Source organism: Paraburkholderia monticola (assembly GCF_001580545.1).
GTDB lineage: Bacteria > Pseudomonadota > Gammaproteobacteria > Burkholderiales > Burkholderiaceae > Paraburkholderia > Paraburkholderia monticola.
On sequence record NZ_LRBG01000007.1, the window covers coordinates 158,775 to 176,674 of the forward strand.

At 66.0% G+C, this 17,900-nt stretch carries 17 protein-coding genes; 11 read left to right on the top strand and 6 right to left on the bottom strand.

Annotation, left to right across the window (positions count from 1 at the left end):
* Positions 1-7: 7 nt before the first annotated feature.
* The 4 genes from CI15_RS10825 to hutC (CI15_RS10840) are packed head-to-tail and all read left to right on the top strand — an operon-like array spanning position 8 to position 3,059.
* The gene (locus CI15_RS10825) at positions 8-658 is read left to right on the top strand and encodes an amino acid ABC transporter permease (protein ID WP_062127529.1); all 651 of its coding nucleotides are present in this window, start codon (positions 8-10) and stop codon (positions 656-658) included.
* Positions 659-686: 28 nt separating this feature from the next.
* The gene (locus CI15_RS10830) at positions 687-1,349 is read left to right on the top strand and encodes an amino acid ABC transporter permease (protein ID WP_062127531.1); all 663 of its coding nucleotides are present in this window, start codon (positions 687-689) and stop codon (positions 1,347-1,349) included.
* A 13-nt stretch (positions 1,350-1,362) separates the two neighbouring features.
* Positions 1,363-2,250 (top strand): amino acid ABC transporter ATP-binding protein, encoded by an 888-nt coding sequence (locus CI15_RS10835; protein ID WP_062127533.1) that lies wholly within the window; start codon positions 1,363-1,365, stop codon positions 2,248-2,250.
* Positions 2,247-3,059, top strand: a complete 813-nt coding sequence (gene hutC, locus CI15_RS10840) for a histidine utilization repressor (RefSeq protein WP_062127535.1) — start codon at positions 2,247-2,249, stop codon at positions 3,057-3,059. The genes CI15_RS10835 and hutC (CI15_RS10840) overlap by 4 nt, the downstream gene beginning before the upstream one ends.
* 20 nt (positions 3,060-3,079) lie before the next feature.
* On the opposite strand, the gene hutC (CI15_RS10845) is transcribed toward hutC (CI15_RS10840), so the two are convergent.
* The 4 genes from hutC (CI15_RS10845) to CI15_RS10860 all read right to left on the bottom strand — a co-directional run bounded on the left by hutC (CI15_RS10845) (position 3,080) and on the right by CI15_RS10860 (position 6,265).
* Positions 3,080-3,865, bottom strand: coding sequence for a histidine utilization repressor (hutC, locus tag CI15_RS10845; RefSeq protein ID WP_062127537.1), 786 nt, complete (start codon positions 3,863-3,865; stop codon positions 3,080-3,082).
* Between the two features lie 112 nt (positions 3,866-3,977).
* Positions 3,978-4,658, bottom strand: coding sequence for a methyltransferase family protein (locus tag CI15_RS10850; RefSeq protein WP_062127538.1), 681 nt, complete (start codon positions 4,656-4,658; stop codon positions 3,978-3,980).
* 23 nt (positions 4,659-4,681) lie between these two features.
* Positions 4,682-5,518 (bottom strand): arylamine N-acetyltransferase family protein, encoded by an 837-nt coding sequence (locus CI15_RS10855; RefSeq protein WP_062127541.1) that lies wholly within the window; start codon positions 5,516-5,518, stop codon positions 4,682-4,684.
* A 69-nt stretch (positions 5,519-5,587) separates the two neighbouring features.
* The gene (locus CI15_RS10860) at positions 5,588-6,265 is read right to left on the bottom strand and encodes a hypothetical protein (protein ID WP_062127671.1); all 678 of its coding nucleotides are present in this window, start codon (positions 6,263-6,265) and stop codon (positions 5,588-5,590) included.
* Between the two features lie 289 nt (positions 6,266-6,554).
* On the opposite strand from CI15_RS10860, the gene CI15_RS10865 reads away from it, so the two are divergent.
* The 6 genes from CI15_RS10865 (at position 6,555) to CI15_RS10890 (ending at position 14,514) form a co-directional block, all read left to right on the top strand.
* Positions 6,555-8,078: a carbohydrate porin gene (locus CI15_RS10865; RefSeq protein ID WP_062127543.1), complete on the top strand. Its 1,524-nt coding sequence runs from the start codon at positions 6,555-6,557 to the stop codon at positions 8,076-8,078.
* 109 nt (positions 8,079-8,187) lie between these two features.
* Positions 8,188-9,339, top strand: a complete 1,152-nt coding sequence (locus CI15_RS10870; RefSeq protein WP_062127545.1) for an NHL repeat-containing protein — start codon at positions 8,188-8,190, stop codon at positions 9,337-9,339.
* Between the two features lie 37 nt (positions 9,340-9,376).
* On the top strand, positions 9,377-10,699 hold the full coding sequence (gene efeB / locus CI15_RS10875) for an iron uptake transporter deferrochelatase/peroxidase subunit (protein ID WP_062127547.1): 1,323 nt from the start codon (positions 9,377-9,379) through the stop codon (positions 10,697-10,699).
* Positions 10,700-10,770: 71 nt separating this feature from the next.
* Entirely contained in the window at positions 10,771-11,802 is a 1,032-nt protein-coding gene (locus CI15_RS10880; protein WP_062127673.1) for an iron ABC transporter substrate-binding protein, read from the top strand.
* Positions 11,803-13,407 (top strand): ABC transporter permease, encoded by a 1,605-nt coding sequence (locus tag CI15_RS10885; RefSeq protein WP_062127549.1) that lies wholly within the window; start codon positions 11,803-11,805, stop codon positions 13,405-13,407.
* Positions 13,408-13,458: 51 nt separating this feature from the next.
* On the top strand, positions 13,459-14,514 hold the full coding sequence (locus tag CI15_RS10890; RefSeq protein ID WP_062127551.1) for an ABC transporter ATP-binding protein: 1,056 nt from the start codon (positions 13,459-13,461) through the stop codon (positions 14,512-14,514).
* 23 nt (positions 14,515-14,537) lie between these two features.
* Here CI15_RS10890 and CI15_RS10895 read toward each other — a convergent pair whose 3' ends face one another.
* Complete coding sequence (locus tag CI15_RS10895) at positions 14,538-15,395, bottom strand: LysR family transcriptional regulator (RefSeq protein WP_062127553.1); 858 nt, start codon at positions 15,393-15,395, stop codon at positions 14,538-14,540.
* Between the two features lie 102 nt (positions 15,396-15,497).
* Here CI15_RS10895 and CI15_RS10900 point away from each other — a divergent pair, with 102 nt between their 5' ends.
* Positions 15,498-16,430, top strand: coding sequence for a DMT family transporter (locus CI15_RS10900; RefSeq protein ID WP_062127676.1), 933 nt, complete (start codon positions 15,498-15,500; stop codon positions 16,428-16,430).
* Positions 16,431-16,449: 19 nt separating this feature from the next.
* On the opposite strand, the gene CI15_RS10905 is transcribed toward CI15_RS10900, so the two are convergent.
* Complete coding sequence (locus tag CI15_RS10905) at positions 16,450-17,751, bottom strand: MFS transporter (protein WP_174543221.1); 1,302 nt, start codon at positions 17,749-17,751, stop codon at positions 16,450-16,452.
* Positions 17,752-17,900 lie beyond the last annotated feature (149 nt).

The following is a 17,900-nucleotide window of genomic DNA, read 5'->3' on the forward strand; positions in this document are numbered from 1 at the left end:
GCGATCCATGTTCAACACGACCGTCTTCGTTCAGGGCCTGCCACTGCTGTTGCATGCGGCGCTCGCTACCGTCGCCATTTCGCTGACGGGGCTCGTGATCGGCTTTTTCGTCGGCATCGGCGTATGCACCGCGCGGCTGTCGCAGCATCGCGCGGCGCGTCTCGCGGGCGGCGCCTACGTGTTCTTCTTTCGCGGCGTGCCGATGCTCGTGCAGTTGCTGCTCGTGTACTACCTGCTGCCGTTCGCGGGCATCAACGTCTCGCCGATCGTCGCCGCGATCAGCGCGGTGTCGCTGTGCTCGGCTTCGTATATCGCTGAAATTCTGCGCGGAGGCTTTCTGAGTATTCCGCCCGGCCACCTCGAAGCCGCGCGCATGCTCGGGCTGTCCCCGTTCGATACGCTGCGACGCATTCTGGTACCGCAGGCGTTCCGTTTGACGCTGCCCTCGCTCGTCAACGAAATGGTGCTGCTGATCAAGGCTTCCTCGCTGATCTCGGTGGTCGGTGTCGCCGAGTTGACGCGCACCGCGCAGAACTTCGCGGCGAGCACCTACCGGCCGCTCGAAGCGTATGTCGCCGCGGGGCTCATCTATTTCGTGATCTGCGGTTCGCTCGCGCTCGTCGCGCATGCGGCCGAACACCGCTTGCAGCACGCCTGACCGACCCCAAGCCTACGCCCACTGCCCCATGCAAACGTTCGACCCGACCGTCATCACGCACAACCTGCAGCCGATCGCCGCCGGCCTCGCGACGACGCTCGGCAGTTGGGCCGCGGGCGTCGCGATCGGTCTTGTGATCGGCTTTCTGATCGCGGTGCTGCAGCTGTTCTGCGGACGCTGGCTGCGCGCCGCGCTGCGCGTCTATATCGAACTGTTGCGCGGCACGCCGTTTCTCGTGCAACTGTTTCTGCTGTACTACGGCGGCCCGTCGATCGGACTCACGCTCGAACCGATGACGGCCGGTATCGTCGGTCTCGGCCTCTATGGCAGCGCGTATTTCGCCGAAGCGTTCCGCTCCGGCTTCCAGTCGGTGCCCAAAGGCCATCTCGAAGCGGCTTCCTGTCTCGGGCTCACGCGCTGGCAGGCAATCCTGCGCATCCAGGCGCCGCAGATGATGGTGCTGATCGTGCCCGCGCTGACCAATCTGATCATCGTGCTGAGCAAGGAAACCGCTGTGCTGTCGATCGTCACCGTGCCCGAGCTGACGTTCGTGCTGACGGGCATCGGCTCGGCCACCTTCGCCTTCGTCGAAACCCTGCTGGTTTTGTGCGTGTGCTATCTCGCGCTGGTCGAGTTGACCTCGCGCGCGGGCATGTGGGCCGAAGCCCGCCTCGCACGCTTCATGGCATGATTCCGGAACACCTATGAACGCCATCGCCGACATGCCCTCCTCCGCGCAATCTTCCGCGCCGCCCGCCAGCGCCACGGCGAACGCACCGCACGCCGCGCCGCTGATCGACGTGCGCGATCTGCGCAAGCGCTTCGGCGATGTCGAGGTGCTGCGCGGCGTCGATCTGCAGATCGCGCGCTCCGAAGTCGTCTGCATCATCGGGCCGTCGGGTTCGGGCAAGAGCACGCTGCTGCGCTGCCTCGCCGCGCTCGAAACCTACGATCACGGCGACGTGCGCATCGAAGGCGAACTGCTCGGCTATGCAGAGCGCAATGGCAAACGCGTGCGCGCGTCGCAGGGCGAGATCAACCGCGTGCGCCGCAACGTCGGCATGGTGTTCCAGCAGTTCAACCTGTGGCCGCACATGACCGCGCTCGGCAATGTGATGGAAGCGCTGCTGCGCGTGCGCGGCATGTCGGGCGACGAAGCGCGCCGCCGCGCGAACGCGATGCTCGAAACGGTCGGCCTCGCGCACAAGGGCGACGCCTATCCGGCCAAGCTGTCGGGCGGTCAGCAGCAGCGCGTGGCGATTGCGCGTGCGCTCGCGATGGAGCCGCACATCATGTTGTTCGACGAGCCGACTTCAGCGCTCGACCCGGAGCTGGTCGGCGAAGTATTGCAGGTGATGAAGCAGCTCGCGCGCGACGGCATGACGATGGCCGTGGTCACGCATGAGATGGGCTTCGCGGCGCAGGTCGCCGACAAGGTCGTGTTCATCGATCAAGGCCGCATCGCCGTGCAGGGCAAGCCGCGCGACGTATTTCACGATGCCGCGCAGCCGCGTCTGCGGCAGTTTCTGCAAAACTATTTCGACCGCAATGCGTTCTGGACGCGCGGCCCTGACGACACCCAGCCGCTATGAGCACCACCGTTCGCAACAAGCCTCACGGCAAATCCTCCGCCAGCGCGTCCCGCGTTGCGCCGAAAATCGCGCGCGGCAGCGACGAAGCACCCGCCGCGCGCTACGAGCAGGTCAAGCAGCACATCCAGCAGATCATCGAATCGGGCGAGCGCCAGGCAGGCGACCGTCTGCCTTCGGAACTCGACCTCGTCGCGACGCTTGGCGTGTCGCGCATGACGGTCAATCGCGCGCTGCGCGAGCTCGCCGATGCGGGGCTCGTCACGCGCGTATCAGGTGTCGGCACCTTCGTCGCGCCGAACAAGCCGCAATCGACCCTGCTGATGATCGCCCACATCGGCGACGAAATCCGCTCGCGCGGCCATGCGTATCGTTGCGACATGGTGCTGTTGCAGCGCGAGAGCGCGTCGGTCACGGTGTCGAACGCATTGGGGTTGCCGCCGGGCGCTTCGGTGTTTCATGTGATCTGCGTGCATCGCGAGAACGGGCTGCCGGTGCAGCTCGAAGATCGCTATGTGAATCCGGCCGTCGCGCCGGATTTTCTGCAACACGATTTTTCAGCGCTCAAACCGTCCGAGTATCTGCTGACGGTCGTGCCGATGCACGATCTCGAACACGTGGTCGACGCCGCACTGCCGACGCCCGCCGAAGCCGAGCTGCTCGAAATTCACGCCGAGGAACCGTGCCTGACACTGACGCGCCGCACGTGGACGAGCGGTGTCGCGGTGACGTTCGCGCGCTTCGTGCATCCGGGTTCGCGCTATCGGCTCGGCTGCCGCTTTTCGCCGAATACGTCGCAGCGGCAGGGATGAAGCGCGCGTCGGGAACCGGACTAAACGGTCCCCGCCAGATGAAACCGCGACGCCGGATGCCATAGCCGCACCGACGTCGCGACGTTCTCGCCGACCCACGTGCGCCGCCACAGCAACAGACACGGCTCGCCGATCTCCATCATCAGATGACGCCGCACGTAGGCGTCGGGCTTCTGCGCATAGATGCGAAACTCCGCGCGCTGCACGGGCGCGAGCCGCACCATGTAGTGATTCGGCGTCTCGACCGAGAAATCCTGCTGCAGATATTCAGGGAACACCTTCGGATTGACGAAGCGGTCCTCGTACTGGATCGGCTCGCCCTCCTCGCTGTGCACGATGCACGAATGAAACGCGGGACCGCTCGCGAGACCGAGCGCTTCGAGCGCCTCGGCATCGTCGCTCGGTTCGAGCGTCAGCACGCGCGCCGAATGACGATGACCGCGCGCGGCGATTTCATCGGCGATATTGCGGATCTCCAGCACCGTCGATTCATACCGCTGCGGCGCCACGAAGGTGCCCGAGCCTTGCACGCGCGTGAGCACACGCTCGGTGGTCAGCTCGCGCAGCGCGCGCGACACCGTCATGCGCGCGACGCCGAACTCCTTGACCAGCTCCGTTTCAGAAGGGATCAGTCCGCCCGGTTTCCAGGCGCCCTCGCTGATGCGCTGAAGCACGTAGCGTTTGATCTGCTCGTAGGCGGGCATCGCCTTGACCGGCGTGTCGCGATCCTGATCGCTCCCGGCGGCATGCTGTTTCTGCTCGGCCTGTGCGGCGGGCGTTGTGTGCGCCTGTATAGTTGTTTTCACTCCAAACCTCGTCGGTGGTTCGCCGGTGGTACTTGAGGTACACCGTGGCCGGATCTCCGGCGGCCGGGCCCAATCTTACCCGGTTCGGCGGTGCCCGTACCAGCCCAACGCGCTACCAGATATACGGCACGAAACGGTAGCGCACGCGCGCCATGTAGGCCGTGTAGCCGTCGAGCTGCCCGGCGAGCAGGCGTTCCTCGCGCACGGCCCGCCAGCCCATGCCGTAGGCCATCACGGGCGGCGCCACGAGCCCCCACCACGAGCCGAGCAGCAGCGGCGTGCCGACGAAGAACACCAGCGCGGCCGCGTACATCGGATGACGCACGTATGCGTAAGGACCGGTGTCGGCAACCTGATGGCCGCGGCTCGCCTGGATCTTCACGACCGGCGCCGCATAGCTGTTCGCGCGGAACACGAAGCGGCACATGAAGATGCACAGGAACACGCACAGCGCGCCCAAGGCCATCAGCCACGCCGGCAACGGCGCGGACCAGCGAAAGCGCATCGCGTCGAAGCCCATCAGGATCAGCCAGCCGCACCACGCGGTGCCGATCGCGACCATGAACAGACGATCCCAGCGGCTCTGCTGCGCCTGCACGAACGGCGCGAGCCGCTCCGCGAGCAGCGCGGGATCGTGACGCGCAAGCCACAAGCCGATCCATAGACTCAATACCGCCAGCTCGAGCAGATACCACCATGCGGCCGGCCAGGCGAGCGTGCCGGCCGCGCCGAACAGCAGCACGCCCATGAACGCGAGCCACGCCAGCGATTGCAGGATCAGACGCGCGACCATGGCGGCTCCCTCGTGCGCTCGGGCTAGGCGGTCGCGTCGCGCGTGCGCACGCGCTCGAACACGTCGGCGATGTCGATGTCCTCCAGATTCACACCGAAGCGCTCGCGCAGACAGTCGGCGAGTTCAGCGGCGCTCGCGAGGCGTCGCTCGCTGACGAGTTGCCCTTCGCCGTCGCGCTCGCTGAGCTGATCGTTCAGCAGCGCGAGGCGCGACTCGGGCAACACGCGGCACACCAGCAGGTTGTGCACGAAGATCGAATCCGGCGATGTCGACGTGTACCAGTTCGAGGTCTCATAGTCGATCCATTCGGCTGCGCGCAGATCGACGTGATAGATGCGCGTCCAGCTTTCGTCGGGCGTCTGCACCTCGAGGTAGACGGTGTCGTGCCCCGCGTCGGCGAGACGAAACGTGCCGAGCGGAATCGGCTGCGCGAGGCCGGCGGTCAGACGCAGCGGCGCCGTCAGCGTCACGCCGCCGAAGCCGACATCGGCGATCCATGCTTCGCCCTCGATATCGACGCGCAGCACCATATGCGTGCGCGGCGCAATCGTGCCGGGCTCGCGGCCCCACACGACGCGCGCGAGCAGCGGCGTCACCTTGAAGCCAAGTTGCATCAGCACGTTCGCCAGCAGCGTGTTCTGCTCGAAGCAGTAGCCGCCGCGCTTTTCCGTCACGAGCTTGCGTTCGACGGCGTCGAGTTCGAGGCTGACGGGCCGGCGCGTCAGCGGGTTCAGGTTCTCGAACGGGATCGCCTCGGGGTGCAGCCGGTGAATCGCCCGCAGCACGTCGAGCGTGGCGGCATGCGGGCCTTGATAGCCGATGCGGGCGAAGTAGCGTTCCAGATTGATGGCGTGGGACATCGGCGGAATTCCGGTTGGGTTGCGGGTTCGACGCGATCATAGCGGCATTGGGCGCGAGACCGGCCGCGGCTACATCCCTTTCAACGCCGACGTCGCGATCGACGGCACCGTGATCCCGTGGCTCGATGCGAACTGCACGGCCGAGTTGAGCGTCGACATCAGAGACTGCAACTGCCCCGGCGCCGATTTCGCGATATACGAAGCGGTTTGCGCGGTCTGCGGATTGAGGCCCGATTGCAGCAACGACGATGGACTCATTTGACCGATGCTGCCGAGCCCCGACTGCAAGCTCGAATACTGACTCACACCCTTGCCGAGCGACGACAGTCCTTCGGTAAACGCTTCCTTGTTGACCGGCGTCGCCGATGCGCCGCTGCTTGCCTGACTCGTGAACGCATCGGTCAGTTTCTGCGACAGCGATTGCTGCGTGTTGCCGACCTGCGTCAACTGACTGACCGACGGCGTGCCGCCGCTCAGCAGCCCCGCCGCCTGCTGCGCCTGGCCTGCCGCGCTCGTCATGCCCATCGCGGACGCGAGACTCGATTGCCCGCTCAGCACCTGCTGATTTGCGCCGAGGTAGCTCTGCAACAGCTGCGACACGCCGCCCGACGTCGCACCGCCAGCCGCCGCATTGTCGCCGCCCCCGCCGATGCCGAACTGCTTCAGATTCAACTGCGCATGCGCGGCGCCGCCCAACAACAGACCGCCACTCGTCAGCAACGAAACCAGAAGAATGCGCTTGCTCATTTCGATCTCCTTATCGGGACTTTCGGGGTGATGCGTGTGCTTCGACAACTCGCCCTTTCGCACGTTCGGTCTGACCACATCAATACGATTTCATTACATCACTATTAATACCTCATTACGCTTTCATGCCGATTACGCGTAGTCCGTAAATCAAGGCATTACATGTCAGTAATATTGATGAGAATCGTTCTCATTTGTGTTGACTCTCGCAATAGGCCTGCGTACGATCACGCCATCTGCTGCTTTGGCATTGATCGCATCGATCGAAACAAGACTAATAAGGATTTCGATGAAGTTCGTCCAATTCACTGGACCGCGCCTCAGCGCACGTCCATTTTGCGATTCTTCAGCACGTACCAGCGCAATTCATCGTACGCGTTTGCCTTCGATGCGGCGCGTCGCGCTGTGCACGGCCTTCGCGTGGGCCTCGTTGACCGCCCACTCGGCGCTGGCCGAAGCCAATCCCGACGCCAACCCGGAAGCGCCCGAAGCGGACCTGCAGATTCAGGCAACCCAGGCCAACCAGTGGACCGGGTTCTGGAATCGTCAGCAAATGCTCGGCGACATGGGCGGCCTGCGTCCGTGGCTCGGCAAGTACGGCATGACCTTCACGCTGACCGAAACCAGCGAAGTGCTGGCCAATCTGCGCGGCGGTCTCGCGCGCGGCGCGGATTACGACGGCCTGACCACCGCGACCTTGCAGATGGATACGCAAAAAGCGTTCGGTCTGCCGGGTGGCCTCTTCAACGTCAGCGCGCTGCAGATTCACGGCGCGAACCTGAGCGCCAACAAGCTCGGCACGCTGAACACGGCGAGCGGGATCGAAGCCGACGACGCGACGCGTCTGTGGGAACTCTGGTATCAGCAGTCGTTCCTGAACAAGCGCGTCGACGTGAAAATCGGTCAGCAGAGTCTCGACCAGGAATTCATCACGAGCACGTATGCGGCGCTGTTCCTCAACACGATGTTCGGCTGGCCCGCGCTGCCTTCGTACGACCTGCCGTCGGGCGGTCCCGCCTATCCGCTCGCCGGTCTCGGCGTGCGCGTGCGCGGCCAGATCACGCCGTCGTTGACCGCGCTCGCCGGCGTGTACTCCGGCGATCCGCTCGGCAACGACCCGAACAACATGAGCGGCACGAACTTCAACCTGCATAACGGCGCGTTGTGGATCGGCGAGTTGCAATACTCGATCAACCAGCCGGCCGAAGGCGAAATGGTCGGCATGGGCGGCGGCGGTCTGCCGGGCACCTACAAGCTCGGCGTCTGGTACAACACCAACAAGTTCGCCGATCAGCGTTTCGACACCATGGGGTTGTCGCTCGCGAATCCCGCCTCGAATGGCATTCCCGCGAATCACAGCGGCAACTACAGCATCTACGCGGTCGCCGACCAGATGGTGTGGCGCCCCGACCCCGACGAACCGCGCAGCCTCGGCGTGTTCGCGCGCGTGATGGGCGCGCCCGGCGATCGCAACCTCGTGAGCCTCGCGGCCAACCTCGGCGTCGTGCTGAAGGCGCCGTTCAAGGGCCGCGACAACGACAGCGCCGGCCTCGCGCTGACCTACATCAAGATCGGCAATCACGTGAACGGACTTGATCAGGACTTCCTGGCATTCAACGGTCCCCCGTACGGCGTGCGCACCAGCGAAACCGCGCTCGAGGCGACCTACCAGTACCAGGTCAATCCGTGGTGGCAACTGCAGGCCGACGCCCAATACACGTTCAACGCCGGTGCCGGCCAGAATCCGACCGATCCGACGCAGCCGCTGCGCAATACGTTCGTCGTCGGCGTACGGACCATCATCAACTTCTGATGCCGCTCGCCACGCTTTGACACGCAAACCCACGTAACCGGACCAGCACTTCCATGCTTTCGATCGTCACCGTCATCCCCGCTTTGCGCGCCCTCACGGAGGCCCAATCGTGAACCGACTCACGCGCAAGTTTTCGCCGCGCGCCGCGCGGGCCCTGCTCGCCGCGACCGTCGGCGCCGCCGCCTTCGCGGTCGCCGCGAGCGCGCAGGCCGAGCCGCAAGGCTTCCTTGAAACCATCAAGCATCACACGACGCTGATCAACACCGTGCCCGATAACGGCGACCAGAACCCGTACGCGATCGTGGTCGCGCCGGTCAGCGCGGGCACCGTGAAGAAAGGCGACGTGCTGGTCGGCAACTTCAACAACTCGACGAACCTGCAAGGCACCGGCAGCACGATCATCAACTATCACCCGGACACCAAGCAGATGACGGTGTTCGCGACCGTGCCGCGCGACCTGAAGGAGTGCCCGGGCGGCATCGGCCTGTCGACCGCGATGACGATGCTGAAGTCGGGCTGGGTGATCGTCGGCAGCACGCCGAGCAACGACGGCACGACCGGCACCAAAGGCGCCGGCTGCCTGATCGTGATCGACCCGCAGGGCAAGATCGCCTCGACGATCTCGACGCCGAACATCAACGACCCGTGGGGCAACATGGCGGTCGTCGACAACGGCACGAGCGCGACGCTGTTCCTCAGTAACGCGGGCTTCGGCGTCGGCGGCGCGGACGGCAATCCGCCCGTGTTCAAGCAGGCTACCGTGCTGCGCCTCGACCTCGACGTGCCGGAAGGCAAGCCGCCCGTCGTGAAGAAGGAAACCGTGATCGGCAGCGGCTTCGGCGCGCAGGCCGACCGGGGCGTGTTCCTCGTCGGGCCGACCGGGCTCGCGCTGTCGGCCGATCAGAAACTGCTGTACGTGTCCGACGCGATTGGCAATCGCATCACCGAGATCGACGATCCGCTCACGCGCGACACCAGCGCGGGCGTCGGCCGCCAGTTGACCGCCGACGGCCTACTGCATCGTCCGCTCGCGATGGTCACCGCGCCCAACGGCCACCTGCTCGTGACCAACGCGTTGAACGGCCAGGTCGTCGAGATCGATCCCGCCACCGGCAAGCAGCTCTACGCACGCTGGATCGATACCGACAAGGCGCAATCGCCCCCCGGCAACGGCGACCTGTTCGGTATCGCGATGACGCCGGAAGGCGACGGCTTCTACTACGTCGAAGACGACGTGAATACCCTGGTGCTCGCGAAGTAAGCGACACCCGCGCAGGCTTCAAGAAGGTGAAGTGACCATGACAAACGATCAACCCCCACGGCCGTCACGACGCGGCTTCCTGAAAGCGGGCGGCGCCGCGGTCGCGGCCGGCGCGAGTCTCGGCGCCGGGCTGGCAACCTCACAAGCCGCGCTCGCGAAGGCGCCCGCGCACAGCGCGCAGAACGCCGATCCGCAACTCGCGGTCGAGCCGTTCTACGGCCCGCATCAAGGCGGCATCGTCACGCCGCAGCAGAGCCACACCTACGTCGCCGCGCTCGATCTGACCACCGACAAGCGCGACGACGTGATCGCCCTGCTGCGCACCTGGACCGAAGCCGCCGCGCGCCTCACGCAAGGCGGCACGGCCTTCGCGATGCCCAGCGGCGACGGCGGCGACGCCGGCAACAATCAGCCCGCCCCCGATTCCGGCGATGTGCTCGGCCTCGGCCCGAACGGTCTGACGATCACGTTCGGCTTCGGCCCCGGCCTCTTCACGAAGGACGGCAAGGACCGCTACGGGCTCGCCTCGCGCCGCCCCGCCGCGCTCGTCGATCTGCCGCGCTTCAACGGCGATCAGCTCGTCAAGGAGAAGACCGGCGGCGACCTGTACATCCAGGCATGCGCCAACGACGCGCAAGTCGCGTTTCACGCGGTGCGTCAGCTGACGCGTCGCGCCTATGGCGTCGCGACGATGCGCTGGGGCCAGGCCGGTTTCCTGTCGGGACCGCGCGGTCAGACGCCGCGCAATCTGATGGGCTTCAAGGACGGCACCAACAATCCGTCGACCGCGAAGCCGGAACTGATGAACCAGTTCGTGTGGGCCCGCGCCACCGACGACGCGCCGTGGATGGAAGGCGGCACCTACACGGTCGTGCGCCGCATCCGCATCACGCTCGAGCACTGGGACAACACCGAGCTCGGCTTCCAGGAGCAGGTGTTCGGCCGCCACAAATACAGCGGCGCGCCGATCGGCAGCAAGAACGAATTCGACGCGGTGGACCTGAAGGCCGAGGACAAGGACGGCAATCCGGTGATCCCCGAGAACTCGCACGTGCGTCTATCGAATCAGGCGAGCAACAACGGCGCGCAGATTCTGCGCCGCTCGTATTCGTACAACGAAGGCACGAACTTCTATATCGAGCGCTGGCCGCCATGGCGCCAGGAAACGGAGTACGACGCGGGGCTGATTTTCATCGCGCACCAGAGCGACCCGCGCACCGGCTTCATCCCGATCAACGACCGGCTCGCGAAGTTCGACATGATGAACCAGTTCACGACCCCCATCGGCAGCGCGATTTTCGTCGTGCCGCCAGGGGCGAAGCCGGGTTCGTATGTCGGCGCGGGGCTGTTCGAGGCGTGACGAAGCAGATGAAGACCGCCGGGCGCGCAGCGCCTGGCCCACTCAACACCAACAAAACGGACTTCTGCAACATGGCTTATTCCTGGTTTGCCACCCGTCTGCGCGCGCTCGGCAGCGTGGCCGCGCTCTCGCTCACCGCGCTCGCGACGATGCCGTCGGCGGCCGATGCGGCGTCGATCACGCTGTACAACGCGCAGCACGAGCAGGTCGTCAATCTGCTCGCGAAGGACTTCGAAAAGCAGTCGGGCATCTCGGTGAAAATCCGCAACGGCGAAGGCCCGGCGCTCGCCGCGCAGATCGTCGCGGAAGGCGCGGCCTCGCCCGCCGACGTGTACTTCACGGAGAACTCGCCCGAGCTGATGCTGCTCGAGGAAAAGGGTCTGCTCGCGAAGGTCGACGAAGCGACGCTCGCCGCGGTGCCGGCGCGTTACAGCTCGCCGAGCGGTGTGTGGGTCGCGGTGACCGCGCGTGAAAACGTGCTCGCGTACAACACGACCAAGCTGCAGCCGTCGCAGCTCCCCGCTTCGCTGTTCGATCTCGCGAAGCCCGAATGGAAAGGCAAGATCGGCATCGCGCCGAGCGACGGCGACTTCCTGCCGCTCGTGAGCGCCGTGCTCGCACTGAAGGGCGAAGAGCAGACGCTCGCATGGCTGAAGGGCCTGAAAGCCAACTCGCAGATCTTCGACGACGACGAAGGCGTGGTCGCCGCGGTCAATCGCGGCGGGGTCGCGACCGGTCTGATCAACAACTACTACTGGTCGCGTCTGCATGCGGAACTCGGCGATGCGAAAACCCGCAGTGCGATCTATCACTTCGGCCACGGCGACGCTGGCGCGCTCGTCAACGTATCGGGCGCGGCCGTGCTGAAGTCCGCGCACAACGCCGACGGCGCGCAGAAGTTTCTCGCCTATCTGGTCAGCGAACGCGCGCAGCAGCTGATGGCCAATAGCCACGTGATGTTCGAGTATCCGCTGCACGCGGGCGTCGCGCCGGACCCGGTCCTCAAGCCGTTCGCCGAACTGACTCCGCCCACGCTGACGATCCAGCAGCTCGGCGACGATAGCCAGGCCGGCAAGCTGCTGCGTCAGGCAGGCCTGCTGTAAATGAGCGAAGCACTGTCAGCCGGTCCGCCGGCTGTCCCCCCGGCCCCGGCGCCCGCGCGTACGCGCACGCCGCGTGGCCTGTTTGCGGCGGCGGCACTCAGCGCTTTGCTGGTGCTGCTGCCGATTGCGTTTACGTTCTGGCGCGCGGCGAGCTTCGGCCCCGGCGACGCGCTCGATCTGATCTGGCGGCCGCTCGTCGGCGAGCTGCTCGTCAACACGGTGATGATCACCGTCGCGACCACCCTGGTCTGCGCCGTGATCGGCACGGCCGCCGCGTGGTTCGTCGAACGCACGCATCTGCCCGGACGGCGCGCATGGGCCGTGTTGTGCGCCGCGCCGCTCGCGATGCCGGCGTTCATTTCGAGCTATGCGTGGGTGTCGTTGAGCGAAGACCTGCAGGACTTCAACGGCGCGCTGCTGGTGCTGAGCTGCGCCTATTTTCCGCTCGTCTATCTGCCGGTCGCCGCCGCGTTGCGCGGCATGGACCCGGCACTCGAGGAAAGCGCGCGCGCGCTCGGCTGCAACCGTTGGACCAGCTTCGTGCGCGTCGTGCTGCCGCAATTGCGGCCGGCGCTGCTCGGCGGCATGCTGCTGGTCGCGCTCGGCGTGCTATCGGAGTTCGGCGCATTCACGCTGCTGCGCTTTCGTACGTTCACCACGCAGATCTACGCGGAATTCCGCACCAGTTTCGACGGTGGCGGCGCATCGCTGCTCGCCTGTCTGCTGATCGTGATCTGCCTCGTCGTGCTCGCGTTCGAGTTTCGCGTGCGCGGCGCGGCGCGCTATGAGCGCGTCGATCGCGGCACCCGTCGCGCGGTGCTGCGCTACCAGCTCGGCGCGTGGCGCTGGCTCGTCGTCGCGGGCTTTGCGCTGCTGACGCTCGCGACGCTCGGCGTGCCGCTCGGCATGATCGGCTTCTGGCTCACGCAGCCGGGCGCGGCCGCCGTGACGCCCGCCGATGTCTCGCCCGAGTTGCTATGGAACGCGACGCTGTCGTCGCTCGGTTTCGGCCTCGCCGCCGCCGCGTTGACCACGCTGCTGGTCGTGCCGCTCGCGTTCTTGCTGGTGCGTTATCCGACGCGTTTCGCGACGCTGTTCGAGCGCACCGTGTTTCTCGCGCAAGGCGTGCCGGGGCTCGTGATTGCGCTCGCGATCGTGTCGCTCGCGGTGCATGCGCTCCAGCCGCTTTATCAGAGCGCGACGCTGCTGGTCGTCGCTTACGCAATCCTGTTCATGCCGGTCGCGCTCGTCAGCGTGCGCGCCGCGTTCATGCAGGCGCAACCGCGTCTCGAGGAAACCGCGCGTGCGCTCGGCCTGAACTGGACGCAGACGCTCGTACGCGTAGTCCTGCCGCTCGCCGGCCCCGGGCTCGGCGCGGCCGCGGCGATGGTATTCATCTCGGTCGTCACCGAGCTGAACGCCACGCTGCTGCTCTCGCCGCTCGACACCCAAACGCTCGCGACCCAGGTGTGGGCCGATACCTCGACGATGGCGTTCGCCGCCGCCGCGCCCTATGCGGCGCTGCTGACCGGCATCTCGCTGTTCGCCTCGGGGCTGCTGTTCGCGCTGCTGGGCCGCTCGGCGCTGCTCGGCGAGCGCGGCTAGCACGCGCCCGGATTTTTACCGCTGCCTTTCTTCGACCTCCTTCGAATTTTCATGAGCGAACTTCGTATCCGCGGACTGCAGAAATCGTTCGACGGTCATCCGGTGCTGCACGGCATCGATCTTTCAGTCGAGCGCGGCACGCTGCTCGCGCTGCTGGGACCTTCGGGCAGCGGCAAGACCACGCTGCTGCGCCTCCTGTGCGGCTTCGAACGCGCGGACGGCGGCAGTGTCGAGATCGACGGGCGGCGCGTGGTCGGCGACAACCTGCACGTGCCGTCGGAGCAGCGCCGCATCGGCTATGTGCCGCAGGAAGGCGCGCTGTTTCCGCATCTGTCGGTCGCCGACAACATCGTGTTCGGCCTGCCGCGCGCGCAGCGCCGCGCGCGCCATCGCGTCGCCGAGCTGCTGGAGCTGGTCGGCCTGCCCGCGCAGTTCGGCGAGCGCGCGCCGCAGCAGTTGTCGGGCGGTCAACAACAGCGTGTCGCGCTCGCGCGTGCGCTCGCCCCGGCGCCGACGCTGGTCATGCTCGACGAGCCGTTCTCGTCGCTCGATGCCGCGTTGCGCCTCGAAACACGCCAGGCGGTCGCGAGTGCGCTCGCGGCGGCCGGCGCGACGGCCGTGCTGGTCACGCACGACCAGTCCGAAGCGTTGTCGCTCGGGCATGAAGTCGCGGTGCTCTGGAACGGCAAGCTGATCCAGACCGCGACGCCCGAAGCGCTGTACCGTCGGCCGGTGACGCGCGAGCTCGCCTCGTTCGTCGGCGAGGCGGTGTTGTTGCCGGGCGTCGCGCAACAGGGTCGCGCGAGTTGCGAGCTCGGCGAGCTTGCGCTGGTCGCGCCCGTTGGCAACGGCGCGGTCGACGTGATGTTGCGTCCCGAGCAGATCCGCCTGCTGCGCGCCGATGAAATCGCGCGCACAGGTGCCGCGCACGACGCGCTCGTCACCGATGTGATCTTCCAGGGGCAGGACGCGAGCGTCGCGCTGCAATTGCAGTCCGCCACGCGCACGATGGTGCGCGCGCGCGTGCCCGGTTATCTGTGCCCGCGGCCGGGCGAGCGCGTGCGGCTCGCGGTCGAGGGAGAAGTGACGGCTTATTCGCGTGCCTGAGCCGCAAGGGCTGGCGTTCTCGACTACCGCAACGACAGATCCTGCACCATCTGCTGCGCCAGATAATCGCAGGTCGGCCGATCCGATTTCGCACTGCGCGCGACGACGATTTCGAGCGGCGCGATCTTCGGCAGGCCTTGCGCTTCACCGAGAATCGCGAGCCGCGCCGGCACGCTGCATCGCGTCAGCGCAATCACCGACAAACCGGCATCCACGGTCGCGACGAGCCCCATCAGACTCGCGCTGCTGAACGCCGCGCGATAACGGATGCGCGCGCCATCCAGTGCGGCCAGCGTGTGCTGACGCGCGACACAGCCCGGCTCGTACAAGCCCACCGGCAACGGCGAGGTCTTCAACACCGGCGTATCGACCGACGCCCCCACCCACACCATCGGCTCGCTGCGCACGAATTCGCCGCGCAGCTTGTGGTCGCGCGTGACGAAGGCGAGGTCGATCTTGTTGTCGGCGAGCATCGGCGCGAGCGCCGTGCTTTGCGCACAGACGATTTCGATCTCGACGCGCGGATAGAGCGTCGCGAACCGCCGCAACACCGGCGAGAGCAACGACGACACGTAGTCGTCCGGTGCGCCGAGCACCACCCGCCCGGTCACTTCGGGCCGCACGATCGCCGACCATGCCTCCTCCTGCAAGGCAAGCGCGCGCCGCGCGTATTCGAGCAGCGTATTGCCCGGCCGCGTCAGCGCCAGGTTGCGCGTGTTGCGCGCGAACAGCGTCGTGCCGAGCATCGTTTCGAGCCGCTTGATCTGCATGCTGACCGCCGCCTGCGAGCGATGCACGCTCGCCGCCGCCTTCGTGAAGCTGCCCGCCTCCACCACCGCGACGAAGCTGCGCAATAGATCGACGTCGAATTCAGGGTTCACGATTTATCAACCAGGCTTATGGAATTTCTCAATTTAATTCGTTTGTGATAAGCCCGCAAGCGGCGCAATACTTCCAGGCACTATCTTATGGAGTCGTTGCGCATGTCCCTCACCTCACGTCAACAAGGCGCGATCACGCTGGCGAGCGGCGGCCTGCTGATGGGCACGATCGGCGTGTTCGTCGAGGAAGCGCGGCTCGATGCGTTGACGCTCGTGTTCTTCCGCTGCCTGTTCGGCTTTCTGTCGCTGGCCGCGTATTGCGCGTGGAAGGGCTTTTTCACGCGCACGCAGTTCACGCGCCGCACGGTCACGCTCGCGCTGATCTCGGGCGTGCTGATGGTCACGCAATGGGTCGGCTTCTTCGATGCGATTCATCGCACCAGCATTGCGGTCGCGACCGTCGTGTTTCATGTGCAGCCGTTCTGGGTCGTGCTAATCGGCGCGGCGCTGTTCAACGAGCGGCTCGGCGCGGACCGGCTCGGCTGGATCGCGACCGCGTTCGTCGGACTCGTGCTCGCGTCGGGCGTGCTCGCCGCCGGCAATCTGCAAGGCCACACCAGTTATCTGATCGGCTTGAGCGAAGCGCTGCTCGGCTCGCTGCTGTATGCGAGCGTCACGCTGATCGCGAAGAGTCTCGGCGAATTGCGCCCGCATCTGCTGACGCTCGCGCAATGCGCGGTCGGCGTGATCTGCCTGCCGCTGATTGCGCCGCTGATCGCGCCGTTGACGCTCACGCATATCGGTCCGATGCAATGGTTCTGGCTGATCGGCATGGGCGTGCTGCACACGGGATTGTCGTACGTGCTGATTTACGGCGCGCTGCCCAAGCTCACCACGCCCGTGATCGCGGTGCTGCTGTTCGTTTATCCGCTGACCGCGATCGTGGTGGATGCGCTCGTGTACGGCCGCGCGCTGACGCTGTCGCAACTTGCCGGCATGGCGCTGATCGTCGCCGCAAGTCTCGGCGTCAATCTCGGCTGGCCGTTGCTCACGTTGCTGAATCCGAACGGGCGGGCGCGCAGTCACGCGAAGTGAAGCGCGCCCCACCCCGCTCTCACTGAGGGAGAACCTCGCCGCGCGTCTCCGGCGCGAACGGGATCACGAACAGGCCGACCACGAAGGCCAGCGCGGTCAACGCGACCGGCACGCCGAGCGTGTGCATATGCAACACCGCCGCGCCGAGCATGAAGTTGACGCCCGCGCCGACGAATCGTCCAAACGACGTGCAGAACGCAAACGCGGTCGCGCGCACGCGGGTTTCGAACTGCTCGGGCAGCCACAGGCTGAACAGCGCGAAGTTGCCGCCGAAAAAGCCGAGCACGAACAGCCACGCGATAAACGGCACGAGTCCGTTCGGCAGATAGAACGCCCAGCCGAAGCTCGACGCGATCGACACCGCCATCCCCGCGAAGTACACCGCGAGCGTCATCTTGCGGCCGATGCGCTCGGCGAGCGGCGGCAGCGCGAGACACCCGAGGATCGTGCCGATCGACAGGATGCCGGTCGCGATCGACGCAGTGCGAATCGAATCGCCCTTCGACATGCCGGCGCGCGTCGCGAGCTGGATCACCGCGGACGGCTCGTACACGGCGCCCGCCCACAATCCGATGATCGCGATCGTCAGCAGAATACAGGCGACCCACGTGCGACGACGGTAAGCCGGTCCGAGGATCTCGCGCAGCGGCTTCACGCGCACCGTCTTGGCGTCGGCCTTCTGCCACTTCTCCGGCTCCTTCACGCGCAGCAGAATCAGAATCGCGACGACGACCGGCACCGCGCCGGTCAGGAACATCGCGCGCCAGCCGAAATGCACGCCGACCGTGTAGTTGAGCGCGGCCGCGAGAAAGAAGCCCGCGTAGTAGCCGGTCTGCAGATAACCGGCGCCCATCTTGCGGCGATCCTCGGGCCACGCCTCAGCAACGTAAGTCCCCGCCAGCGCCCATTCGCCACCGATCCCGACGCCCGCGATAAAGCGATAAATACCCAGTTGCCACACATTGGTCGAGGTCGCTGCAAGCCCGGTGAAGATCGCGAACGTGAAGATCGTCGCGGCGAGGACTTTAGTGCGGCCGAACCGATCCGCGAGCGGTCCCCAGATGAAGGACAGCCCCCAACCGACCAGAAACAACGCGAACAGGATCGAGCCCGCGAGGCCGACGTTCGATGGCGTCGCCGCGAAGCCCGAACGCGGCAGCAGCTCGGTCAGCGCGGGCGTGAGCACCAGCGCGTAAATGAACGAGTCCATGCCGTCAAGGGTCCAGCCGGCCCACGCGCCCCAGAACCCGGCGATCTGCGAACGATTGAGCGGTGTGCGCTGACGACGCGCGACCCCTCGTCGATCGGACAGTGTATTCATCATGCTCCTCCAGCCTACGATGGTTGAACGTCACGAAGAACGACAAGCGCGCTCGGAAGCGAATCGCCGACGTTGATTGATCGGCGATGTCCTCATACAACTAATTCAGAGGACGGCGGGGGCACTCGCGGGGACGGTTCGTGAAAACT